General features: G+C 54.0%; 20 protein-coding genes and 1 pseudogene. 11 read left to right on the top strand and 10 right to left on the bottom strand.

Features of this window, described 5'->3' with window-relative positions; translation table 11 throughout:
• The first annotated feature begins 68 nt into the window (after positions 1-68).
• Together ACMWKA_RS12385 and ACMWKA_RS12380 are read left to right on the top strand one after the other, a co-directional pair.
• Complete coding sequence (locus tag ACMWKA_RS12385) at positions 69-2,249, top strand: type I secretion system permease/ATPase (RefSeq protein WP_414760290.1); 2,181 nt, start codon at positions 69-71, stop codon at positions 2,247-2,249.
• Positions 2,246-3,421 (top strand): HlyD family type I secretion periplasmic adaptor subunit, encoded by a 1,176-nt coding sequence (locus ACMWKA_RS12380; RefSeq protein WP_028027873.1) that lies wholly within the window; start codon positions 2,246-2,248, stop codon positions 3,419-3,421. Before ACMWKA_RS12385 ends, ACMWKA_RS12380 begins: the two co-directional genes overlap by 4 nt.
• Positions 3,422-3,461: 40 nt before the next feature.
• Here ACMWKA_RS12380 and ACMWKA_RS12375 read toward each other — a convergent pair whose 3' ends face one another.
• A complete protein-coding gene (locus ACMWKA_RS12375; RefSeq protein WP_414760289.1) occupies positions 3,462-4,346 on the bottom strand; it encodes a MarR family transcriptional regulator in 885 nt (294 codons plus the stop codon).
• A 327-nt stretch (positions 4,347-4,673) separates the two neighbouring features.
• Between ACMWKA_RS12375 and ACMWKA_RS12370 the strand changes: the two genes are divergently transcribed.
• Positions 4,674-6,137 carry an EAL domain-containing protein gene (locus ACMWKA_RS12370; protein WP_414760288.1) on the top strand — a complete coding sequence of 488 codons (1,464 nt, stop codon included), beginning with the start codon at positions 4,674-4,676 and terminating at the stop codon, positions 6,135-6,137.
• Positions 6,138-6,165: 28 nt separating this feature from the next.
• Here the strand turns inward: ACMWKA_RS12370 and ACMWKA_RS12365 are convergent, their stop codons facing one another.
• From ACMWKA_RS12365 to ACMWKA_RS12355, 3 genes are all read right to left on the bottom strand, one after another.
• Positions 6,166-6,438 carry a DUF883 family protein gene (locus ACMWKA_RS12365; protein WP_013096686.1) on the bottom strand — a complete coding sequence of 91 codons (273 nt, stop codon included), beginning with the start codon at positions 6,436-6,438 and terminating at the stop codon, positions 6,166-6,168.
• A gap of 106 nt (positions 6,439-6,544) precedes the next feature.
• The gene (locus tag ACMWKA_RS12360) at positions 6,545-7,213 is read right to left on the bottom strand and encodes an epoxyqueuosine reductase QueH (protein ID WP_058651353.1); all 669 of its coding nucleotides are present in this window, start codon (positions 7,211-7,213) and stop codon (positions 6,545-6,547) included.
• A gap of 83 nt (positions 7,214-7,296) precedes the next feature.
• Entirely contained in the window at positions 7,297-7,773 is a 477-nt protein-coding gene (locus ACMWKA_RS12355) for a GNAT family N-acetyltransferase (protein ID WP_029883812.1), read from the bottom strand.
• Positions 7,774-7,855: 82 nt separating this feature from the next.
• Between ACMWKA_RS12355 and ACMWKA_RS12350 the strand changes: the two genes are divergently transcribed.
• Positions 7,856-8,782 (top strand): LysR family transcriptional regulator, encoded by a 927-nt coding sequence (locus ACMWKA_RS12350; RefSeq protein WP_414760287.1) that lies wholly within the window; start codon positions 7,856-7,858, stop codon positions 8,780-8,782.
• Positions 8,783-8,950: 168 nt separating this feature from the next.
• Here the strand turns inward: ACMWKA_RS12350 and iraM are convergent, their stop codons facing one another.
• Positions 8,951-9,319, bottom strand: coding sequence for an anti-adapter protein IraM (iraM, locus tag ACMWKA_RS12345; protein ID WP_414760296.1), 369 nt, complete (start codon positions 9,317-9,319; stop codon positions 8,951-8,953).
• Positions 9,320-9,894: 575 nt separating this feature from the next.
• Between iraM and ACMWKA_RS12340 the strand changes: the two genes are divergently transcribed.
• The 3 genes from ACMWKA_RS12340 (at position 9,895) to ACMWKA_RS12330 (ending at position 13,172) form a co-directional block, all read left to right on the top strand.
• Positions 9,895-10,170 (top strand): metal/formaldehyde-sensitive transcriptional repressor, encoded by a 276-nt coding sequence (locus tag ACMWKA_RS12340; RefSeq protein ID WP_013096678.1) that lies wholly within the window; start codon positions 9,895-9,897, stop codon positions 10,168-10,170.
• A gap of 31 nt (positions 10,171-10,201) precedes the next feature.
• A complete protein-coding gene (locus ACMWKA_RS12335) occupies positions 10,202-11,320 on the top strand; it encodes an S-(hydroxymethyl)glutathione dehydrogenase/class III alcohol dehydrogenase (protein WP_023619503.1) in 1,119 nt (372 codons plus the stop codon).
• Between the two features lie 160 nt (positions 11,321-11,480).
• Complete coding sequence (locus ACMWKA_RS12330) at positions 11,481-13,172, top strand: methyl-accepting chemotaxis protein (protein ID WP_414760286.1); 1,692 nt, start codon at positions 11,481-11,483, stop codon at positions 13,170-13,172.
• Between the two features lie 81 nt (positions 13,173-13,253).
• Here ACMWKA_RS12330 and ACMWKA_RS12325 read toward each other — a convergent pair.
• From ACMWKA_RS12325 to ACMWKA_RS12310, 4 genes and pseudogenes are all read right to left on the bottom strand, one after another.
• Positions 13,254-15,638: pseudogene (locus ACMWKA_RS12325) on the bottom strand (glucose/quinate/shikimate family membrane-bound PQQ-dependent dehydrogenase).
• 266 nt (positions 15,639-15,904) lie between these two features.
• Entirely contained in the window at positions 15,905-16,828 is a 924-nt protein-coding gene (locus ACMWKA_RS12320; RefSeq protein WP_014831860.1) for a LysR substrate-binding domain-containing protein, read from the bottom strand.
• A gap of 165 nt (positions 16,829-16,993) precedes the next feature.
• On the bottom strand, positions 16,994-17,878 hold the full coding sequence (locus ACMWKA_RS12315) for an SDR family oxidoreductase (protein ID WP_013096673.1): 885 nt from the start codon (positions 17,876-17,878) through the stop codon (positions 16,994-16,996).
• Between the two features lie 62 nt (positions 17,879-17,940).
• Positions 17,941-18,330: a YdeI family stress tolerance OB fold protein gene (locus ACMWKA_RS12310; RefSeq protein ID WP_414760285.1), complete on the bottom strand. Its 390-nt coding sequence runs from the start codon at positions 18,328-18,330 to the stop codon at positions 17,941-17,943.
• A 138-nt stretch (positions 18,331-18,468) separates the two neighbouring features.
• Between ACMWKA_RS12310 and ACMWKA_RS12305 the strand changes: the two genes are divergently transcribed.
• From ACMWKA_RS12305 to ACMWKA_RS12290, 4 genes are read left to right on the top strand one after another with little or no spacing between them, the layout of a single operon-like run.
• Complete coding sequence (locus ACMWKA_RS12305; RefSeq protein ID WP_161657185.1) at positions 18,469-18,972, top strand: hypothetical protein; 504 nt, start codon at positions 18,469-18,471, stop codon at positions 18,970-18,972.
• Between the two features lie 9 nt (positions 18,973-18,981).
• Positions 18,982-19,428, top strand: coding sequence for a DUF421 domain-containing protein (locus ACMWKA_RS12300; RefSeq protein ID WP_013096670.1), 447 nt, complete (start codon positions 18,982-18,984; stop codon positions 19,426-19,428).
• Positions 19,429-19,439: 11 nt separating this feature from the next.
• A complete protein-coding gene (locus ACMWKA_RS12295; RefSeq protein WP_414760295.1) occupies positions 19,440-19,946 on the top strand; it encodes a 2-oxo-tetronate isomerase in 507 nt (168 codons plus the stop codon).
• Between the two features lie 17 nt (positions 19,947-19,963).
• Positions 19,964-20,950 (top strand): SDR family oxidoreductase, encoded by a 987-nt coding sequence (locus ACMWKA_RS12290; RefSeq protein WP_414760284.1) that lies wholly within the window; start codon positions 19,964-19,966, stop codon positions 20,948-20,950.
• On the opposite strand, the gene ACMWKA_RS12285 is transcribed toward ACMWKA_RS12290, so the two are convergent.
• The gene (locus ACMWKA_RS12285) at positions 20,951-22,576 is read right to left on the bottom strand and encodes an alpha-amylase family protein (protein ID WP_038980610.1); all 1,626 of its coding nucleotides are present in this window, start codon (positions 22,574-22,576) and stop codon (positions 20,951-20,953) included. It abuts the gene before it with no gap.
• Positions 22,577-22,578: the final 2 nt, after the last annotated feature.

The following is a 22,578-nucleotide window of genomic DNA, read 5'->3' as shown; positions in this document are numbered from 1 at the left end:
CCTGCCGCGGGGAGCGATCCCCGCGGCCTTTTGCGTTTCTTTAGACGACTTGCGTTAACCCGGAGATTATGAAGACACATCCACAGTACGAACCCTGGTTGCAGGGCATGCTCATCATCGCGAAGCACTATCGGCTGGATTTTTCGGCGGAGCATGTTCGGGTCACGATTAACCATGAAAGCCAGTCCCCGCGCCAGCTGGTGCTGGAGGAGATGGCGCGCCAGCTTGGGCTTGGGATGCGTAAGGTGGAAGCAGACGCCGTCTCCCTCGACCCGTGGCGTTTACCGCTGCTGGCGGAGTTCACTGGCGGACAGATCGCGGTTATTAACCGCATGGACAACGACGGCAACGTCAGCCTGCAGTTCAGCGGCGATGGCGGGCTGGAGACAACATTAACGCTGGAAGCGCTCGGCGCACGGCTGAAAACACTGCTGGTGTTGCGCCCGCTCGAATCCACGCCGGATGCCCGCGTGGATGATTACATCAAACCCTATGAGAAAAACTGGTTCTGGCAGCTGGCGCTGAAAGACTGGCGACGCTACAGCGACATCATGCTGGTGGCGCTGGTCGCGAACGTGCTGGCGCTCTCCGGCATGGTCTTCTCCATGCAGGTGTACGACAGGGTGGTGCCCTCGCAGTCTGAAGCCACGCTGTGGGTGCTGTTTGGCGGCGTCATGCTCGCCATCGTGTTCGAATTCATTATGCGTATGCTGCGCGTGCATATTTCGGATGTGGTGGGTAAGCGGGCGGATCTGCGGATCTCCGAGCGGGTGTTTGCTCACGCGCTGCGGATCAAAAACGGCGCCCGCTCTAAATCGACCGGGTCGTTTATCGCCCAGATCCGCGAGCTGGAGTCGGTGCGCGAGCTGATTACCTCCACCACCATTGCGGCGATTTCCGATCTGCCGTTCTTCCTGCTGTTTGTGTTCATTCTGTGGATGATTGGCGGTCCGCTGGTGCTGGTGGTTCTGCTTGCCGTGCCGCTGCTGCTGATCCCGGGCCTGCTGGTACAGCGCCCGCTGGGAAAACTCTCCAGCGAAGGGATGCGCGAATCCGCCATTCGTAACGCCACCCTGGTGGAGGCGGTACAGGGCATTGAGGACATCAAGCTGATGCGCGCCGAACAGCGTTTTCAGAATCAGTGGAACAACACCAACGATGTGGCGGCCACCGTCGGAATGAAACAGCGCTGGCTGACCGGACTGCTCCTGACCTGGACCCAGGAGGTACAGTCGATTGTTTACGCGGTAGTGTTGCTGGTGGGGTGCTATCTGGTCATCAGCGGCGACATGACGACCGGTGCGCTGGTGGGGACCTCGATTCTGGCCTCGCGCACCATCGCGCCGCTCTCACAGATTTCGGGCGTGCTGTCCCGCTGGCAGTCGGCGAAGGTGGCGAGAAAGGGTCTGGACGACCTGATGCAGCGCCCGATTGACGATCCTCAGCAGGGTAAAAAGGTGCATAAAGCCCATCTGCGCGGGAACTATACCCTCGACGACGTGGGATTCTGGTACGACGACGAGGAAAAACTGACCGTGCTGCACATCAGCAAATTGCAGATCCGCGCCGGCGAAAGGGTGGCGGTGCTGGGGCGCAACGGCTCCGGCAAAAGTACCTTGCTGCAGCTTCTGGCCGGGATGCAGGAACCGCAGCAGGGAAGCATTCTGCTGGATGACATTGCCTTAAATCATCTCGACACCGCCGATGTGCGCCGGGATATGCAGCTGCTCAGCCAGCAGGCGCGGCTGTTCTTTGGCTCTGTGCGCGACAATATCCTGATGGGTAACCCGCTTGCCACCGACGAGGAGATCCATCAGGCGCTGGTTAACAGCGGTGCGCTGGAGTTCATGCGTAAGCAGAAAATGGGGCTGAACTACCTCATCAATGAAGGGGGGGCCGGGTTATCCGGCGGCCAGCGACAGGCGCTGTTGCTGGCGCGCGCCCTGATCACGTCGCCCAATATTCTTCTGCTGGACGAGCCTACCGCCTGGCTGGATGAGATGAGCGAAAAGCAGTTCATTCAGCACTTACAGCAATGGCTGGGCAAGCGCCGGACGCTGGTGGTGGCAACACACCGGCTGCCGATTCTGGATCTGGTTGACCGCATCATCGTGCTGGAAAACGGCAAGGTGGTGATGGATGGCCCGCGCGACGCGATCCTGCGTCAGCACGGTATGGCGCCGCAAAAGGGAGCGCAGCGTACCGTGACCATGAAACCGGCGGCCGTGGCCGAGGAGGGAATGGCATGAATGATCTATCCCGCTATAACAGCCGCCTGAAAGAGCCGCGCCTGCCGCGCTCAACGTGGGTGGCCTGGTCGCTGTTCGCGCTGCTTGCGGCGTTTATCGCCTGGGCGAGTCTGTTCCAGCTTGATGAAGTCACCACCGGCAACGGCAAAGTGATCCCGTCTTCTCACGAGCAGGTCATTCAGTCGCTTGAGGGGGGCATTATCCATAGCCTGCTGGTGCGCGAAGGTGACATCGTTGAACGTGGGCAGCGGCTGGCTCAGCTTGACCGCACCAAAACAGAATCCAGCGTGCTGGAGAGTGAGTCTCGTCTGAATGCCGCGTTGGCCACGGCTGCACGCCTGAAAGCGGAAGTCAACGACACGGAACTGACGTTTCCGGAAGAGCTGGATGACGACGTTGAACTGGTCAAACAGGAAACGGCGCTCTTCCAGTCCCGTCGCGAAAGCCTGGAAAAAGGGCTGGCCGGTTTGCGTCAGGGGGCTGAACTGGTCCAGCGCGAGCTGTCGTTAACCCGTCCGCTGGTCACTCAGGGGGCGGCGAGCAAGGTGGAGGTGTTACGTCTGGAGCGGCAAAAAAACGAGCTTGAGAACAAAATCACCGAAATGAAAAACCAGTATTACGTGCGCGCCCGTGAAGAGCTGGCGAAAGCGAATGCGGAGATTGAAGCCCAGCGCTCGGTCATGAAAGGGCGCGAGGATTCCCTGACCCGTTTGACCTTCAACGCGCCGGTGCGCGGGATTGTGAAGGACATCGACGTCACCACCGTCGGCGGCGTTATCCCCCCCAATGGGAAACTGATGAGCCTGGTGCCTCTTGACGATCAGATGGTGGTTGAAGCGAAAATTTCACCGCGTGATGTGGCGTTTATCCACCCCGGACAAAAAGCGCTGGTGAAAATCACCGCCTATGACTACTCGATTTATGGCGGACTGACGGGTGAGGTGACCATGATTTCACCCGATACCCTTCAGGATGAGGTCAAAAGAGACGTGTACTACTACCGCGTCTATATCCGTACTGACAGTAACCACTTGACCAATAAACAGGGCAAGGAATTTCCGGTATTCCCGGGGATGATTGCGACGGTGGATATTAAAACGGGCAGTAAATCCATTCTGGATTATCTGCTGAAACCACTCAATAAGGCGAAAGAGGCGTTGCGGGAACGCTGACGAACAGAAAAGGGCGCTCGGGAAACCGAACGCCCCAGGATTATACCGGGGAGGTTACGTCACCCCCCTGGCGTCGCTCCTTCGGAACCACGTTGATGTAATGCGTGACATAGGCAAAATATAACCCGGCATAATTTTCGACGAGCTGCATAAATGCAGGATAAATGGTCATGCGGCCATCCCCTCTGTCTTTAAGATAACCTGCTTCTTGCGCGGATTTAATAATGCGCGCCACGTGGATACGTGAGACAAAAAACGCTTTCGCCAGCGTGCCGGGCGAATAATCAATTATCGCGCCATGTGCGGTTTTGTTTTTAATAGCCTGCAAATATAAATACAGCATAATCATTCGCCCTCCATCTTTATCAATAAATAACCCCACTTCCGGTAACACGGCTTTGAAGGTTAATCCGCGAAACAGATACTCAGCCGCCCGGCGGAAAAAGTTATTTCTCAGAATATCGTTATCTAACAGGTTAAGGTCGATGTTAAATGTCGGGTAAAGAATACTGACGGGTATAAATGCGCCGCTCATGTAACGTTTTAGTTCATCCAGTCCTTTTTGCGTGGGGACGATGCGCGTCTTTCGGCGATCCTCCATACAGCGCCAGGTCTTAATCCGCCCGGTAGTTCTTAGTAAGGTGATGATAGCAATAACGCTGTTGGGACTGGCGATTTTGTATCGCGAACATAATGCTTTTATCTCTGAAACAGATTCGGCCTGATTGCCGAATATAAAACAACACATGGCAAGAATAATATTGAACCGTGATTCCTGGAGCATTGTTTTGTAGAACAAGGGTTGTTTTTTATAGATGCTGTCATTGATTTTGTAGTGTTCTATTATTGCCTCGCTAAACCGCGGGTTGTTCTTAATAACATCCCTTCGATGTAGCAAGGCCCTGGATGAGATATGATTATCCATAGCATTTTCTCTTTTTGAGCAAGCCGACGTAATGAAGTGTCCAGACTTCTTTTTCGGAATTTTCATTATACCTTGCGGGGAAAACATTTTCCGTCGTTATTTGCAAAGATTGTTATATTTGCACAGCATATGGATCCAGGCGGTGATTAACGCAAAGATGTTGCAGGGCGAGACGTTGATAACGGTTTATTAACCTACGGGGGTAAGATAAAATTAACCTGTTACGCAGGTTATATTCAGGCTTGTGACATTTCCGCATGTTTTTAGTCTCGATGTGCTGGTCATTATTGACCAGGGCAACGGTGTTTTTGTACCCAGGAGCGCATTATGATTCAAAACAATTCTCACAATAATCATGATTGTCATGCACAGGAATTTGTTATTTCAGCCTGCAGTTTTACGTTCCAGGGGTACCGTCTGTTACTGAAAGAGCAGGGAGGGGTGGCGTCACAGGTGCGTTTTGAGGATGACATCGCAAATCGGGAAGATGTCTACACTATTATCAAAAATCAGGACGCTAAAATTACGGTCTTTCTCGGGGAAGAGATCGTGGATCTTTTGCAGAGCCTCAGGCACCTTGCCGATCTTCTTAACACGCTTCCCGTCATCCGCCCGGTCACTCTGTATGGCAATATACCTGACAGTTGGCTGTACGGGACTTTGCGTAGTTTATTGAATAACAATCAAAAATTATCTCTGATCCGCATCGCCAACAGCGGCGATATTATTGCGCGTGTCCAGAAAAAAAACGACGCATGCAGGGACAGATCTCGTTCATTGCAGGATCATCATGCGGACTGTAGCTTTAAAGATCGTCAAAAAGGGCTCACAAACAGAGAACTTGATGTCTTATTAAATTTCTACCGGGGCATGTCGGTAAATAAACAGTGCAAAAAATTTGGGCTGACGAATAAAACGGTATATACACATCGCAAGGCCGGTTTAAGAAAGTTGCAATTAATCCAGTTGTGGTATAAAAATTCTCAGGGTTTTTCTGTACCAGGGAGTGGGGAACGGCAGGGAAAAATAGAATCACTGTCCAGTACTGAGGTGGATGTCTTTAATGCGCTGCTTAAAATGGAGATATTTCCTGCGTATCAAATCATCACCGATGAAAATAAAAAAGGTGTTGGGTTTGAGATTTTATTACGCTGGAACAAGAACGGTAAAATTATCAAGCCTGCCAATTTTCTTACCGGGGTGAAAAATCGTGAGCTATGGTTGAATATCACGGCGCTGGTGCTGCATGCCGCTGTTTCTGGCATCAACAAATATAACGGGAAATATTATTTTTCGGTGAATATACCGCCGGAACTCGCGGCCGGAAATGCCTTGCCCGAGATGGCCAAAAAAGCCATCAAGATGCTGCTCAAACCCCAGTGGGCCGGGAACCTGGTCTTTGAATTTGCTGAAGAAATTGATGTGACCAAAGATAAAACCATCCCAGAAACCATGCGTCGCCTGCGCAGTACGGGGTGTCGGTTATTCCTGGATGATTGCTTCTCCAGCCATCAAACCATGTTTCCGGTGAGGCAGGTTCATTTTGATGGTTTAAAGCTTGACCGGGATATTGTCGGAAAGTTTGTCGCTAATGACAATGATTACAAACTTATCAAAGCGATTCAGATATACAGTGACATGACCGGCAGCGAATGTATTGCAGAGGGGGTGGATAGCGAAGAGAAATTTGAAAAGCTGGTGGCGTTAGGCGTAAAAAGTTTCCAGGGATATTATCTTTCCCACGCCGTGAAGGAAGAGGAGTTAGATCGCATGGTAAGATTGTTTAGCTAATAAAAATAAGGCCCCGTGGGGCCTGAGATTATTTACGGCCGAGTAACAGGCCCAGAACAATACCCACTGCACCAGCCGCAATCAGGCCGGTTAACGGGTTATTTCTGACTGCCTCAGTGACATCAGAAACGGCATCACTGGCCTGCGCAGCATATTTTCGTGCTGCCCCTTTCACCTGATGTTTAGGGGAGTCAACGAATTCACCAAACTGCTGCTGAGCAGAGCCCGTCAGTTCGTCGAGTTTATTTTTGGCTTTATCACCAGCATACTGTGCGTTTTTATCAGCGTCGAAATCAGACATTGTTACCTCCTTTTGTGGATAATTAAAGGATAGCCGCTATTTCAACATCTGAGAGCCGTAATGCGGATTCAGGCGCGTTTTAGGATATGTCTCCCTTCGCGCCGCCTTACTCTTCAGACTCGTCTTTGCCGTAAAACAGTTTGCCAATTTTGATGAGAGGACGCCCCTGCGACTTACGGTGAAGGTTGCTGTCACGCAGGGAATATACGCATCCGCAGTACTCCTGCTGATAAAACTGTTCGCGCTTGCTGATCTCAATCATCCGCGACGATCCGCCTTGCTTGCGCCAGTTATAATCCCAGTAGACCATGCCCGGATAGTGGGCTGCCGCGCGCTGACCACAGTCGTTGATCTGCTGCATATTCTTCCAGCGCGAGATGCCAAGGGAGCTACTGATCACACTGAAACCATTTTCCGCCGCGTATAACGCCGTGCGTTCGAAACGCATATCGAAACACATGGTGCAGCGGATCCCACGTTCAGGCTCCCATTCCATCCCTTTTGCGCGTTCAAACCAGTTGTCCGTATCGTAATCCGCATCAACAAAGGGCACGCCGTGTTTTTCCGCAAAACGAATATTCTCTTCCTTACGGATGAGATACTCCTTTTGCGGGTGGATATTGGGGTTATAGAAGAAGATGGTGTAATCAATGCCTGAGGCCTGAATGGCCTCCATTACCTCGCCGGAGCAGGGCGCGCAGCAGGAGTGCAGCAGCAGTTTGTCAGCGCCGTTTGGCAGGGTAAGTTGAGGACGAATGAAGGGGGCTGTGCTCATGGTATTCAACAATATGTTAATGAAATTTATGGAATTGTAGCATAGATCCCGCACAGCCGGGATCTCTGCACAGCGCGCGCCGTTTACCCGGCAAATTTCAGCAGCGCTTCTCCATCCAGGCGATAGCGCACCCACTCGGACTGCGGGAGCGCGCCAATGCTCAGATAGAAGTCGATTGCCGGCTGGTTCCAGTCCAGTACGCTCCATTCCAGACGACCACACTGGCGTTTTACGGCGAGCTGCGCGATATGTTTCAGCAAGGCTCTTCCCGCGCCTTTACCGCGATAATCCGGGGATACATACAGGTCTTCCATATAGATACCGTTGCGGCCAAGCCAGGTTGAATAGCTGGTGAAGAACACGGCATACCCAGCGATCTTACCTTCATACTCCGCGATCAGCGCTTCGGTTTTACTGTCTGCGCCAAAGAGGGTTTCGCGGATCTCGTCCGGCGTGGTGATCACTTCTTCCGGTGCTTTTTCATAGACCGCCAGCTCATAAATCATGGCGTAAATGGCCGCCGCATCCTCGGGGCGGGCCTGACGAATGGTAATGCTCATGGTATTTCCTGCATGTTTTGCGATTGATGGCGCTAAGCATACGGAGTATTGTCCGAAGAATTAAGTGCAATGAAATCAACAAATGATGAATATTATGCATCCGGCCCTGAGACGCCTTGATTTAAACCTGCTGCCCGTTTTCGACGCCATTTACCGTCACCGTTCGGTTCGCCTGGCCGCCGATGAGTTAGCGATGAGCACATCGGCACTGAGCCATGCGCTGTCACGTTTGCGAACGACGCTGAATGATCCGCTATTTTTCCGGGAAGGGCATCGCATGTCACCCAGCGTGTATGCCACACAGCTCGCGCCGTCCATTGCTTCTGCTTTGTCGTTTCTTAATCATGAGCTTACACCGCAGCCGGAGTTTGAAGCGGACAAAAGTAGCGAGAGCCTGCACATTGCGATTACGGATTTTACCGCGCTTTGCATATTCCCGGCCCTGATGTACACGTTGCAGGATGCCGCGCCGGGTTTGCGTTTTGAACTGCGCTATCTGCCACACAGCCCCGCACTGACGGAGCTGCTGGCAGGCGAAGTGGATCTGGCGCTCGGTTTCAGCACGGCGGAGGAGATCCGCCATCCTGAACTGGAGGAGATAAGCTGGTTTGAAGATGAGTATGTGGTCATCAGCAACGCAAGCCGGACGCGTCTGACGCTGGAGGATTATCTCGCGGCCCGCCATCTGGTGGTCACCCCCTGGAATGAGAAGCAGGGCGTGCTGGATTTACGGCTGGAGGAGTTGGGCTATACCCGGCACATTGCAATCAAAACCCCGTCAATGCTCAGCGCGCCGTTTATCGTTGCGCAAAGCGATCTGCTGATGGCCATTCCCCGGTATGCAGCCGAAAAGCTGAAGGCGGCAGTGAATCTCAACATTTTTACCTTACCGTTCGCCATTCAAAAATTTGACGTGAAAATTTACTCCCATAAACGCAGCGGTCAGCGGGGCGCAACCCGCTGGCTGAAAGAAGAGTTGCAAGCGCTGGCGCAACAGGGTGATAAATGATTAATGAATATATTATCTGAGATATGAACGCGCGCCTGCCGCAAGTCATCGACAGGCGCGCGGGGGCCGTAACTGATAGGTTTCAGTTGGTATCTCAATAAAATATATGTTAAGCATGCGGTCCCTGTAACAGGGGACAGCGGATCCAAAAGCTAACTTATTAAATGATTAGCTATCGCGGGGCACTCTTATTATCAACGGGGTTGTCTCAAATCCGTGCGGGCATTTGCGCGCATTGCAATGCTCAGCGTATGAGCAGTCTTCAGAATCCAGGTTTTTATTAAAAGGACAGGCCATTTTGTTTTTTATTTCGTCCCACAGGTTCTCATTGTATGGCGAGACGTTATAAAGGGATATTTGGTTGAACACCCCATTTACAAAAATTCCATTTTTTGTTGTATGTATTCTGTCTCCGGGCAAAAGATAGATGTCACTCTCGTACCAAATTATTAATGTTAATAATTTCAAACCAACAATGTGCGAATAAACGATTCCTGTGTTAGGGCAAATGACAGAACTTAATACTCGCCACGACATCATACTCTTCTCCATAAGATATTTTTACCTGGATTTAGGTTTAGCACGTGATCAGACATCGATCAATATTGTAACTCATTGATATTGATCGTTATTTTAAAGTGTTGTGATTTTTCTCTATATATAACAATGGCTTGCGCAATATGGTTTCGATAATTATTTTGAATTATATATCTTACATCAAAGAGGAGTGGTTTGATTTTGACCGTTTACAGGTTCTGAACGCCAAAAAATAAGATTCCGTAGAAGCCTTTATTATTAAGGAAAATTTAATCATGGCGGAAACCATTTCATTTCAACCTGTTACCAGGTTTAAGGTTTAGAAGGTTTTTTGAATTATTATCAATGCTGCTTATCGATTCCAGCGAATAAAGGGTACTGGTGACGCTTTTTTTTGGCTTAGCCATAGAAAATGGCTGAATTCGAATGTAGAGGCCAGCATTTCAAAGAGAAATTATTCAGAATTACTTATGTATGATAATGCGATTCAAGAGCCTGATAACCCTATGAAAGCTGTTGTTTACATAATGTTGCTTTAAGGGGTACCATACCCCCCTATAGTATCAGGAGGCCGTATGCCGCACTCACCCGAAGATAAAAAACGTATCCTCACTCGCGTTCGTCGCATTCGGGGCCAGGTTGATGCCCTTGAACGCGCGCTGGAGTCGGGCGACCCCTGTCTGGCCATCCTGCAGCAAATTGCCGCCGTGCGCGGCGCTGCCAATGGCCTGATGGGCGAAATGGTTGAAATTCACCTCAAAGATGAGCTGGTAACGGGGGAAACCACGCCGGATCAGCGAGCCGTGCGCATGGCAGAAGTCGGCCATTTACTGCGCGCTTATCTAAAATAAACCCACACACCACACAATAAGGGAAGACACTATGAAATCTCGCGCAGCCGTCGCATTTGGCCCTGGCCAGCCGCTCAAAATCGTTGAAATCGACGTTGCACCGCCGAAGAAGGGCGAAGTGCTGATCAAAATTACCCATACCGGGGTGTGCCATACCGATGCCTTTACGCTGTCGGGCGACGATCCGGAAGGCGTTTTCCCGGCGGTGCTCGGCCATGAAGGGGGCGGTGTGGTGGTGGAAGTGGGCGAAGGCGTGACCAGCCTGAAGCCGGGCGACCACGTAATCCCGCTCTACACCGCAGAATGCGGCGAGTGTAAGTTCTGTAAATCCGGTAAGACCAACCTCTGCCAGGCGGTTCGCGCCACCCAGGGCAAGGGGCTGATGCCGGACGGTACCACCCGTTTCTCCTACAACGGCGAGCCGGTTTACCACTACATGGGCACCAGCACCTTCAGTGAATACACCGTTTGCGCGGAGATCTCACTGGCGAAGGTGAACCCGCAGGCGCCGCTGGATAAAGTCTGTTTGCTGGGCTGCGGCGTCACCACCGGGATTGGTGCAGTACACAATACGGCGAAAGTGAAAGAGGGCGACACCGTGGCGGTGTTCGGTCTTGGCGGGATTGGTCTGGCGGTGATTCAGGGCGCGGTCCAGGCGAAGGCCGGGCGGATCATCGCGGTGGATACCAACCCGGAGAAATTCAAACTGGCGGGTGAAATGGGCGCGACCGATTTCGTGAACCCGAAAGATCACGAAAAACCGATTCAGGAGGTCATTGTTGAGATGACCGACGGCGGCGTGGACTTTAGCTTCGAATGTATCGGTAACGTGAACGTGATGCGTTCTGCGCTTGAATGCTGCCACAAAGGCTGGGGCGAGAGCATTATCATCGGCGTGGCCGGTGCGGGCCAGGAGATCAAAACCCGTCCGTTCCAGCTGGTAACCGGGCGCGTATGGCGTGGCTCAGCGTTCGGCGGCGTGAAAGGGCGCACGCAGCTGCCGGGGATGGTTGAAGATGCGATGGCCGGGAAAATCCAGCTCGATCCGTTCATCACCCACCGTTTACCGCTTGAGCAGATCAACGAGGCGTTCGATCTGATGCATGAAGGTAAATCCATTCGTACCGTCATTCATTTCGGCGACAAGTAACTCTTCTGCCAGCGGTTTTTCGCCGCTGGCGTTTCTTTAATAATCTTCTCTAAAGTGTGACCAGTGCGGCGTTTTTAGCCGTAATCTAAATCTCAGCCGTGCCGATGACTATTTAACAGGCGTGTTTTTACGCATCTTACCTACAAGAGAGTCGACGGTCATGGACAACACTACTTCGATGCCAGCGCAGCGCAAGCTGGGCTTCTTGCATCACATCAGGCTGGTTCCGCTGTTTTCCTCCATTCTCGGTGGCATTATTCTGCTATTTGCCTTGAGCGCAGGTCTGGCGGGGTATTTCCTTTTACAGGCCGACACCGATCAGCAGGATGTCACGTCTGAAATTCAGGTGCGTATGGGGCTGTCGAATAGCTCAAACCATCTGCGAACCGCGCGTATCAATATGATCCACGCCGGGGCGGCGAGCCGTATCGCGGAAATGGATGCGATGAAGCAAAACATCGCTGAGGCGGAAAAACGGATCAAACAGTCTCAGGAAGGGTTTAATGCATACATCAATCGCCTGGTTCGTACGCCTGAGGATGAAGCGCTGGATGCCGATCTGAAAACACGCTATGACGCCTATATCGCAGGCCTGCAGCCGATGCTTAAGTTTGCTAAAAACGGCATGTTTGAAGCCATCATTAACCATGAAAACGAAAGCGCCCGCCCGCTGGATGACGCCTACAACGCCGTGCTGCTGAAGGCGATAAAGATCCGCACCGAGCGCGCGAACGCCCTGACGGTTAAGGCACACAGCCGCACCCAGCTGGGCCTGATGTTTATGGTGGGGGCGTTTGCCCTGGCGCTGGTGCTGACGGCCATGACCTTTGTCGTGCTGCGTCGCACGGTGATCACCCCGCTGCAGCGCGCCGCGAAACGCATTGAAAATATCGCCAAAGGCGATCTCACCATGCCGGACGATGTGGCCGGACGCAGCGAAATTGGCCGCCTGACGCGCGACCTGCAAACCATGCAGCACTCGCTGGAGAACACCGTTGGAACCGTGCGTCAGGGGGCGGAAGAGATCTATCGTGGCACCAGCGAAATCTCCGCAGGCAACACCGACCTCTCTTCCCGTACCGAGCAGCAGGCGGCTGCCATTGAGCAGACGGCAGCCAGCATGGAGCAGCTCACCGCAACGGTGAAACAGAACGCCGATAACGCGCACCATGCCAGCAAGCTGGCGGAAGATGCCTCCGGTAAAGCCAGCCGTGGCGGCCAGATGGTCTCCGGGGTGGTTAAAACCATGGGCAATATCTCTACCAGTTCGAAGAAGATCTCTGAAATTACCGCCGTGATTAACAGTATCGCCTTCCAGACCAATATTCTGGCGCTCAACGCGGCGGTAGAAGCGGCGCGTGCGGGTGAGCAGGGGCGCGGGTTTGCCGTAGTGGCAAGCGAAGTTCGTACTCTGGCAAGCCGCAGTGCGAATGCCGCCAAAGAGATCGAAAGCCTGATCAACGAATCCGTTTCGCTGATTGACCAGGGCTCGGGCGAAGTCGTCGCCGCCGGTAATACCATGAATGAAATCGTCGAAGCGGTTAAACGCGTGACGGACATTATGCTGGAGATCGCTGCCGCGTCTGATGAACAGAGCCGTGGTATTGAGCAGGTGAGCCAGGCGATTTCTGAGATGGATAAAGTGACCCAGCAGAACGCCTCGCTGGTGGAAGAGGCTTCCGCCGCGGCGGCGTCGCTGGAAGAACAGGGCGCGCGTCTGACCGAGGCGGTGGGTGCGTTTCGACTGAGCGGCGCGAAGCAAGGCCGGGCGGCAACGTCTGCGCCAGTGGCGAAGAATGCGCCGCTGCGTCCGGCGGCAGCGGTTTCCGGGGATAACTGGGAGACGTTCTGAGTGGCGTGTTGTGTCGGGTGGCGGCTTCGCCTTACCCGACCTACAAATAAAAAGGGACCTTTCGGTCCCTTTTTTCATCGCTTACTTTTTATCGGGTAACGCATACGCGATAACGTAATCACCGCGATCCGGTGACTGGCGGGCGCCGCCAGCGTTAATAATGATGTACTGTTTACCGGTTTTCGGTGAAACGTAGGTCATCGGCCCGGACTGGCTGCCGACCGGCAGACGGTCTTTCCAGATCTCTTTTCCGGTGGCGGTATCGAACGCGCGCAGGTAGAAATCCTGAGTGCCGGCAAAGAACAGCAGGCCAGACTGGGTGGAGAGTGACGCGCCAAGGGTTGGCATCCCGATAGGGATCGGCATATGCATGCGAATACCCAGCGGGCCGGTATCTTCCACGGTGCCCACCGGAACCTGCCACACCAGCTTGCCGGATTTCAGGTCAACCGCGGACATCGTGCCAAACGGCGGTTTCTGGCACGGAATACCCAGCGGTGACAGGAAACGCTCGCGCATGGCGCCGAACGGCGTGCCGTCCATGGGCACAATACCCATCTCAATCCCGCTGGCGTCTTTCGCCACGCTGGCACGCGGTACCATGTAGTTGGCCAGACCCAGGCGCATATCGTTGACGAACATCAGCCCGTTGTTCGGATCGACTGAGACGCTGCCCCAGTTCATCCCGCCCAGTGAGCCAGGGAACTGCAGGGAACGATCGAGACCCGGCGGGGTAAAGACCCCCTGATGGCGCATCTCTTTAAACTGGATGCGGCACAGCAGCAGGTCGACAGGCGTCGCGCCCCACATGTCGGATTCGGTCAGGGTCTGGTTGCCAATCATCGGCATACCGACGGAATACGGCTGCGTCGGGGAGTAGCGTTCGCCCTGCACGTTACCCGCCGGGACCGGACGTTCTTCCACTTTCGCCACCGGTTTGCCGGTTTCGCGGTTGAGCATAAAGATCATGCCCTGTTTACTGGTCTGCACCAGAACCGGCGTGGTTCCGCCTTTACCGTCTGGCAGATCGTACAGCAGCGGTTGAGAAGGCAGATCGAAGTCCCACAGGTCGTGATGGGTGGTCTGGAAATGCCAGCGGACCTGGCCGGTGGTTGCGTCAACGGCAACGATGGAGGAGCTGTATTTATCATCCAGCGCGGTGCGTTCTCCGGCCCAGAAATCTGGCGTGGCGTTACCGGTTGGCAGGTAAATCAGGTTCAGTTTTGCGTCATAGGACATTGCAGACCAGACGTTCGGTGTACCGCGCGTGTAGGTCTGGCCTTCCGGCGGCAGGCCGGTCAGGTTCGGATTACCCGGATCCCACGCCCAGGCCAGTTTACCGGTATGAACGTCATAGGCGCGCACCACGCCCGGCGGTTCGCCGGTGGAGAAGTTATCCGCCACGCGTCCGCCGACCACCACCACGTTTCCTGCCACAAGCGGCGTGGAGGTTTGCTGATAGTAGCCCGGTTTAATCTCACCCATACCCACGCTCAGATCCACGGTACCTTTGTCACCAAAGTCTTCGCAGGCTTTACCGTTATCGGCGTTGATGGCAATCAGGCGGGCATCGGTGGTGGGCAGGAACAGACGGCGCGGACAGGCGGCGGGCTGCGCATCTTTCTGTGACGTTGTCACTTTTTGTGAATCTTCAAAATAGCCCAGCCCACGGCAGCGCTGCCAGTTCGGGGCCGTGGCTTTGGCGTCGTAACGCCACTTCTCTTTCCCGGAATCTACATCCAGCGCCAGCACTTTGCTGTACGGCGTACAGACGTAGAGCGTGTCGCCAATCTGCAGCGGCGTGTTCTGGTCTTCCGCACCGGAGCCGTTGCTCTGGGGGATATCCCCGGTATGGGCAACCCACGCGACTTTCAGCTCGTTAACGTTCTGCTTGTTAATCTGGTCAAGGGCCGCAAAACGATCCCCGTGGGTGGTGTTACCCCAGTGTTCCCAGTTCTTCTGCTGTTCGCCAGCCGCGACCGGTTTCACCGGCACCGGCTCATTCGCCGCCACCAGCGTTTGGGGTATAAACATCTAGCCCAGGCTGACCAGCATTGCCACGGCGAGCAGCGCCGCCACGCCAAAGGCCGGGCCTTTTTTCACTGGCGTCGCACGGTTTGCCGCACGCAGGAACGGCCAGACGAGGGCACACAGGAATGCCAGAACCGCAAAGGTGAAGAGGCGTGAGAAGAGCGGCCAGAAATCCCAGCCGGCATCGCTTACCGCCCAGAACAGCGACGCGATAAACGCGATGCCATACAACACAATCCCGCTGCTGCGGTTGATGAAAATCAGGATCGCGGCAATCACCATTACCACGCCCATGATCAGGAAGTATCCACTTCCGCCTACGGTGACGAGTTTAAAACCCAACCCGCCAACGGCCAGACCGACGATCGCCATCAGTCCGGCAAGGAGCCACTGCAGGATACGGGGTATCCCACGTGGCGCGCTGCCAAATGCCATCTCTTTCTCCTTAAGATCCCCCGCTGCACAGCACGACAACGTGCCGGAAGTGTACCAGGTGGGTAATAAATGCAGTGGGAATAATGATTAATACGCTTGAATTCGGGGTTGATAAAATATTTACGAACCATTTGGTGAATTCGTCGCTATGATAAAACTGTTAAATTGTTTTGCGCAATTGTTAATAAATGATTTCGCATTAAATGATTAGAACGCAGGAATGACCCTCGCCCCGGGGGGAGAGGGTCAGGGCAAGGGGAAAGGAATCAGGCAGGCATCGATTTACGTATCGCGCTCAGCAGCGTCTGTGCACCTGAGGAGAGCGGCGTATCAACGCGGGTTAAAATGCCAATCGGTTCGCCGGCGCCGGGCGAGGTCACCGGCAGTGCGGTGAGCGTGCCCTGGCGTAAATCATCTTTGACCGCGCCGGAGGGGACGAACCAGACGTAGTCATAATCCACGGTAAGCTGGCGTGACAGGGAAGCGGACAGGGTTTCAATACAGCCTGTCGGCAGCGTACAGCCCTGCATCTGCAGTAACGTTTCGGCATTTTGCCGTGGAACCGTACCTTTTGGTGACACGACCACCGGCCACTCCATCACCCGGCTTAGGGTTACCGTATCCTGCAACAGAGGATGGTTGGGGCGTACCACCAGCTTCAGGGATTCCAGGAACAGCAGTTCATAATTCAGACCCACCATCAGTTCAGGATCTGACATCCGTCCGATACCCAGATCCAGCTCGCCGGATTTCAGCCCCGCAAGCAGCATGGTGTTATTCATGGTGGCGACCTGCAGGGTCGTATGTTTTTGCTGTTTGTGAAACTGACCGATCACCGGCGGCAGAATGCCCAGCGCCGCCGTGGGCAGGGCACCCACACGGACAATCTCGTGCGTCTGCTCTTCTTTACGGTTTAGCGCCTGTCCGGCGGTATTGAGCGCATCAAGCACTTTGACTGCATGGGTCAGAAACTGCTCCCCGACCAGGGTCAGTTGTGCGCCCAGACGGCCGCGATCGAACAGACGGGCACCGGTCAGTTGTTCCAGCTCGTTAAGCGTTTTTGAGAGAGCAGGCTGGCTCAGGTTAAGGGTTTCAGCCGCACGCCCCAGCGTTCCCTGTTGAGCGACGGCCACAAATGTATGCAAATGGCGCAAGCGTATGCGCTGACTGAACAGACCATTTTTTTCCATAGGCGATGTTAAAAACAGAGCGATGCGGGTGACAAGCTAAGTTGTTTAATTTTGATAACTTGATAGCAAAATATTTTTAACATTTGATCTGTTTGAGTTACAACATGTTTTTGGCGGGGGGCTGAACGTCCTTGTTCATTTATTGCACATTCGGGGAGGGAAACGTTAAATCACGCCATCACCGCCGTCGGAACACCATACCTGGCCGGTCGTAAAGGAACACTCATCTGACGCCAGAGTGACGTATAAAGGTGCAATCTCCACCGGCTGGCCCGGACGGCCCAGCGGTGTGTCACCCCCAAACTGCTTCACTTTCTCCATCGGCTGGCCGCCGCTGGATTGCAGCACCGTCCAGTAAGGCCCGGGAGCCACGGCATTAACGCGAATGCCCTTCGGCCCAAGCTGTTTGGCAAGGGATTTGGTAAACACCGCCAGACAGGCTTTGGTCTGGGCATAGTCCAGCAGGACAGGGCTGGGTTTTACCGCCTGCACTGAGGAGGTGTTAATAATTGCCGCAGGGGCTTTCAGATGGCGAAGCGCCGCTTTGGTGATCCAGAACGGGGCATAAACGTTGGTTTTAAACGTGGCATCGAAATCTTCGGTAGTGAGTTCTTCCAGCGATTCCCGATACTGCTGGCGACCGGCGTTGTTCACCAGAATGTCCAGCCCGCCAAGTTTAGCTACCGCTTCTTCCACCAGGTTCTGGCAGAAGGTTTCATCCCGGACATCCCCCGGCAGCGCGACGGCGTTGCGGCCTTCGGCCTTGATCAGGTCGATAACCTCTGCGGCGTCTTTCTCTTCTTCAGGCAGATAGTTAATGGCGACATCGGCGCCTTCACGGGCGTAGGCAATGGCCACCGCGCGGCCGATACCGGAGTCACCGCCGGTAATCAGCGCTTTTTTGCCCGCCAGACGGCCGTGGCCTTTATAGCTCGTTTCCCCGTGATCGGGAACAGGTTGCATCTCAGAAGCCAGTCCTGGTGGCGTCTGCGGCTGTTCCGGGAAAGGGGGTTGCGGATAAGCGTTCGTACGTTGTTGAGTATCACTCATAGCTGACTCCTTAAGCCAATAGGTGAGTTAGGATGAAAATACAGCGTTAACGCTTCGCTGAGTTATTTCTGCAGATGATCGACACGCACCACGGAAGGCGATGACTTTTTATCAAGCGAACCGTTAATGCTGATCATCTGGTCTGGTTTGACTGTTCTGCCGTCAAAGACTGCTTTTGGGATAATAACGTCGATTTTTCCGGATTTATCCTGAAATACATACTTATCGCCGCTACCGTCAATAAGGTTGCCGCGCAGTGAAATGGTCGCGCCATCATGCATTTGTTTCGCCTGGTCGATGGTCATAATACGGGCATCATCCGTGCCGCGATAACCGCTATCCAGCGCATGCGGAGGAGGCGTCGCTTCACCCTTTTGTAACCCGCCGTTATTATCAGCCCATGCGGTTGGCACCATAAATATTAAAAAAGCGGAAATAAGTGATAATTTCATCTGATATCCTTCATTTAAGGTGTCTTGACTTATTAAGTATTGTTGCTATTCCTTTATGTGGCAAATGTGATAAGTCTTAAAAACATTCGCCATACAAAACAGAACGTTTGGTAAATAAGCGAAACGGTGATGGCTGCCATGAATGATAAAAATGAAAAGGTACCCGGGATAAATGAGAGTTATCGCTTGCTGAGGTTTGAATATGCATTTCGCCAGGTCGGATTTATTGTGTTACTGAGTATTATCATCGCGGCGATTGCCGGTCTGTTTTCAAGTGGGATAGTGAGTGACACGGAGAAAACCAATTCTGCAAAATCCCTGACCCTCAACTATGAGCGCTTTGCGCGTCGCCAAACGGAGTCGCGACTTCAGCTGACCTTTCCGGTCAACAGCGAGGGCAAATACACTGTGAGCATGACCAGCGAGAGCAGCGACGCCTACGAGCCGGGCAGCGTCTGGCCGCAGCCAGACAGCATGTACAGCCGCGGGAACACGCTCTATTTTGTCTATAATCATCTTGAAAAATCGCCACATTTTTCGGTCTGGCTGTTCATTACCCCGACCAGAGGCGGTAAATGGCACAACGTCATTCGTGTAAACAACCTGCCGGATATTCCTTTCTGGCAATTTATTTACCCTTAGGAGGCTGCCATGGATATGGTTTTTAGGGCGTTGGCGATTTACCTGTTTCTGGTGGTGGTCTTCAAAGTGGCCGGACGACGTGCGTTGCTGCAGATGACCAGCTTTGACCTTATTCTCCTGTTAATTATCAGCGAAGCAACCCAGCAGGCCCTGCTGGGGGAGGATTTTTCGGTCACGGGCGCAATGATAACCATCACCACGCTGGTGGTTGTGGATATTATTTTTGGACTGATGAAAAAGTATTTTTCGCCGGTGGAGAATATCCTGGATGGCACGCCGGTAATTCTGGTTGAGAACGGCGTGCCCTTAGCAGATAAACTCAAAAAGGTCGATGTTTCATGTGATGATATTCTGGTTTCAGCCCGGCAGAATAATGGTATTACAAAGTTAAGTGAAATTAAATATGCCATTCTGGAACGCAATGGCCATATTTCCATTATTCCTGAGAAAAAATGAGAGGCCTGATGATGAGCAATCTATACCACGACAACACCATTACCGTGGCTGAACTGACCAAAAAACTGGCGAGCAGGTTAATCGATGCAGGGCTTCGCTTAACAACCGCAGAATCCTGCACCGGCGGGAAGCTTTCGGTGGCGCTCTGCGCGGAAGAGAACACTGCCGATTTTTATGATGTGGGGCTGGTCGTCTTCAGCGATAGCGCGAAGGAGAGGATCCTGGGCGTAAGCCCGGAAACCCTCGCGCGGTTTACCGCCGTCAGTGAACAGACCGTCAACGAGATGGCGGCCAGCATCCGCGACATTGCCCAGGCCGATGTCAGTATTGCAATCAGCGGGTATGCCGGGCCGGAAGGGGGAGAAGACGGCACGGCGGCGGGGACCGTGTGCTTCGCCTGGAATATCGGCGGAAAGACGGAAACGAGCAGGGTGCTCTTTTCCGGCGACTGTCAGGACGTGGTGGAAAAAGCGGTGCATTACTCGCTGGCTGAATTAGTGACGAAATTATCGGGCTGAAATAACGCGGAGGTTTTATGGCTGTGATGGTCATTACTGGCGGGACGGCGGGCGTGGGGAAAGCCACGGCGCTGCATTTTGCAAAAGCGGGCTACGCTGTGGGCATTATTGCGCGCGAGGAGACAAGCCTGCACTCGACACAGGAAGAGCTACGCCGTTTTGGCGTCAATGCATTGGCCGTGCAGGCGGATGTGGCCGACAGTCAGGCGGTGGTGGATGCCGCCAACGAAATTGAGTATCGCCTTGGGGCGATAGATGTGTGGGTCAATAATGCCATGGGAGCGGTGCTGGCGCCGTTTCGGACCATGACGCCGGATGAATTTCGCCGCGTCACAGAAGTCACCTACCTTGGCTACGTGAACGGTACCCGTGCCGCGCTGGAACTGATGGTGCCGCGCGATCGGGGCGTGATTATTCAGGTTGGCTCCGCGCTGGCCTACCGCTCCATTCCTCTGCAGTCCGCCTACTGCGGCGCCAAAGCCGCGATCCGGGGCTTTACCGATGCGGTGCGTACCGAGCTGATGCATGAGAACAGCCGGGTGCAGCTCGCCATGGTCCAGATGCCGGGGCTGAATACGCCGCAGTTTGAATGGGCACGGAATAAGTTTGCCTGGGCGATGCGCCCGGTTCCGCCGGTGTTTGAGCCGGAAGTGGCCGCGAGTGCCATTTTCAGGGTGGCGCAAAAACCGGTGCGCGAGCTGTGGGTGGGCAGCAGTACCATCCAGTCGATTGTCGGCCAGTTCCTCTTCCCCGGCTTTCTTGACCGCATGATGGTGAAAAAGGCCTGGGAAGGGCAGATGACCGACACCCTGAACGCAGAAGACCGGCGGGATTACCTCGACCAGCCGGTCAACGACCTGCACAAAATCCACGGCCATTTCTCCGCTGAGGCGAAAACGCGCGCCAGCGCTGTCTCCTCTGGCGCGCCCGGGAAAGTGCTGCTGGGCTCCCTGGCCGTCGCAGGGATCGTGCTCACACGCCTGATGCGCGGCCGCAAAAAGTAGTCAGCGCAGCGCGCTACGGTTTGTCCAGAACCAGCGATAGCCGTAGCCGCCTATATCCAGCTCAACGGTTTTGCCGCAGACCAACGCATCCTCGTAGCGTTTGTCTGCCAGACAGGCGGTCCAGGTGGCGTGGCGGATCCCTCTGGCGGTGAAGGTCACCGGTTTATCGCTGAAATTAACAAAGGTAAGAATGCTGCGATCTTCAGCCTCGTAGTAAATCCCCAGCACTGCATCATTATCGATGGCGATAAGATGAAACGGCGCCACGGCAATCTCCGGGAATTCAGACCGCGTGTTGGCGATATCGATAATCCGGTGCAGCAGCGAGTTGCGGTGCAACAGCGAATCCGCCACGTTAATTTTCTGATAACGATAGGGCCCGTGGTCAATGATGGGCGCGATAAAGCTCTGCGGGTCTGCGTCAGAGAAGCCACCGCCCTGAGAGGGCGCCCACTGCATGGGCGTACGCACGGCGTAACGCTCTTCTAAATCCAGATCATCACCCATGCCGATTTCATCCCCGTAGCGCATAACGGGCACCCCGGGCAGGGAGAACAGCACGGCGTGGCAGAGCGCCAGCCGCTTCTGGTCGCCATTCAGCATCGGCGCCAGGCGACGGCGGATCCCACGCTGGTACACGTTCATCTCTTCATCCGGGGCGAACGTGTCGAGGACGAACTGTTTGTCCTTTTTACCGATCCCCTCCAGATCCAGCTCGTCGTGGTTACGCAGCCAGTTGGCAAAGCAGCAGGAGTCCGGCGGGACGATCATTTTCTTCACCGCATTGCGCAGCGGGCGGGCGCTTTTCCTGGCCAGGCTCACGTAGAAATATTTATTAAGCCAGAAGTTAAGCACCAGATTCAGGCGGTCGTTATTGCCGAAATAATCCTTGTAGGCTTCCACTTCTACGTCAACTTCACCGAGCAGGATCGCCTGCGGGTTATGTTGAGTAATCAGGCGGCGCAGGTGCTCCAGGATCCACAGCCCCTTTTTCTCGTCACCGCCTCCGGCCTGGGTGGTGAGATGCGACGCGGCATCCAGACGGAATCCCGATACGCCGAGCTTAAGCCAGAAGAGGATAATGTTCTCTATCTCTTTAATGACCGCAGGTGAGGTGAGGTTGAGATCAGGCTCGTGGCGATAAAACATATGCCGGTAGTATTGACCTGCCTCGTCATCCCATGTCCAGATGCTCTTTTCCACGCCGGGGAACATCGGAGGCGTATCGTCATCGTCATTATCTGACCACAGATAATAGTCGCGAAAGGGGGATTTCGGGTTGCGCCGGGCTTCCTGAAACCAGGGGTGGGCGTCTGACGTATGCTGGATCAACAGCTCGATAATGACCTGCATCCCCAGCTCACGTGCCTGCTCAATAAAAGCGATAATATCCGCCAGTTTGCCGAACCGGGGATCGACCTGCAGGTGGTCGCTGACGTCATACCCTTCGTCCAGAAAAGGGGTAAGGTAAAACGGAGTGATCCAGATTACTGTCGCCCCCATGCGGCGTATATATCGCAATTTGGCCGTTATTCCGGCGATGTCTCCGCAGCCATCGCCGTTTAAATCGTAAAACAGTGCCGTATCAATTTGATAAATAATGGCCCGTGTATGCCATCCTGCCATCC

It is taken from the genome of Enterobacter sp. 03-F-07-AD-ECC (genome assembly GCF_047530935.1).
GTDB lineage: Bacteria > Pseudomonadota > Gammaproteobacteria > Enterobacterales > Enterobacteriaceae > Enterobacter > Enterobacter cloacae.
Note: the sequence above shows the minus strand (reverse complement) of the source record. Positions and strands in the feature narration are given on the sequence as shown.

What these genes read in the sequence shown, in the direction of transcription:
- ACMWKA_RS12385 (WP_414760290.1), top strand. Translation starts at nt 69, where the DNA reads ATGAAGACACATCCACAGTACGAACCCTGGTTGCAGGGCATGCTCATC.
- ACMWKA_RS12380 (WP_028027873.1), top strand. Translation starts at nt 2,246, where the DNA reads ATGAATGATCTATCCCGCTATAACAGCCGCCTGAAAGAGCCGCGCCTG.
- ACMWKA_RS12375 (WP_414760289.1), bottom strand. Translation starts at nt 4,346, where the DNA reads ATGGATAATCATATCTCATCCAGGGCCTTGCTACATCGAAGGGATGTT.
- ACMWKA_RS12370 (WP_414760288.1), top strand. Translation starts at nt 4,674, where the DNA reads ATGATTCAAAACAATTCTCACAATAATCATGATTGTCATGCACAGGAA.
- ACMWKA_RS12365 (WP_013096686.1), bottom strand. Translation starts at nt 6,438, where the DNA reads ATGTCTGATTTCGACGCTGATAAAAACGCACAGTATGCTGGTGATAAA.
- ACMWKA_RS12360 (WP_058651353.1), bottom strand. Translation starts at nt 7,213, where the DNA reads ATGAGCACAGCCCCCTTCATTCGTCCTCAACTTACCCTGCCAAACGGC.
- ACMWKA_RS12355 (WP_029883812.1), bottom strand. Translation starts at nt 7,773, where the DNA reads ATGAGCATTACCATTCGTCAGGCCCGCCCCGAGGATGCGGCGGCCATT.
- ACMWKA_RS12350 (WP_414760287.1), top strand. Translation starts at nt 7,856, where the DNA reads ATGATGAATATTATGCATCCGGCCCTGAGACGCCTTGATTTAAACCTG.
- iraM (WP_414760296.1), bottom strand. Translation starts at nt 9,319, where the DNA reads ATGTCGTGGCGAGTATTAAGTTCTGTCATTTGCCCTAACACAGGAATC.
- ACMWKA_RS12340 (WP_013096678.1), top strand. Translation starts at nt 9,895, where the DNA reads ATGCCGCACTCACCCGAAGATAAAAAACGTATCCTCACTCGCGTTCGT.
- ACMWKA_RS12335 (WP_023619503.1), top strand. Translation starts at nt 10,202, where the DNA reads ATGAAATCTCGCGCAGCCGTCGCATTTGGCCCTGGCCAGCCGCTCAAA.
- ACMWKA_RS12330 (WP_414760286.1), top strand. Translation starts at nt 11,481, where the DNA reads ATGGACAACACTACTTCGATGCCAGCGCAGCGCAAGCTGGGCTTCTTG.
- ACMWKA_RS12320 (WP_014831860.1), bottom strand. Translation starts at nt 16,828, where the DNA reads ATGGAAAAAAATGGTCTGTTCAGTCAGCGCATACGCTTGCGCCATTTG.
- ACMWKA_RS12315 (WP_013096673.1), bottom strand. Translation starts at nt 17,878, where the DNA reads ATGAGTGATACTCAACAACGTACGAACGCTTATCCGCAACCCCCTTTC.
- ACMWKA_RS12310 (WP_414760285.1), bottom strand. Translation starts at nt 18,330, where the DNA reads ATGAAATTATCACTTATTTCCGCTTTTTTAATATTTATGGTGCCAACC.
- ACMWKA_RS12305 (WP_161657185.1), top strand. Translation starts at nt 18,469, where the DNA reads ATGAATGATAAAAATGAAAAGGTACCCGGGATAAATGAGAGTTATCGC.
- ACMWKA_RS12300 (WP_013096670.1), top strand. Translation starts at nt 18,982, where the DNA reads ATGGATATGGTTTTTAGGGCGTTGGCGATTTACCTGTTTCTGGTGGTG.
- ACMWKA_RS12295 (WP_414760295.1), top strand. Translation starts at nt 19,440, where the DNA reads ATGAGCAATCTATACCACGACAACACCATTACCGTGGCTGAACTGACC.
- ACMWKA_RS12290 (WP_414760284.1), top strand. Translation starts at nt 19,964, where the DNA reads ATGGCTGTGATGGTCATTACTGGCGGGACGGCGGGCGTGGGGAAAGCC.
- ACMWKA_RS12285 (WP_038980610.1), bottom strand. Translation starts at nt 22,576, where the DNA reads ATGGCAGGATGGCATACACGGGCCATTATTTATCAAATTGATACGGCA.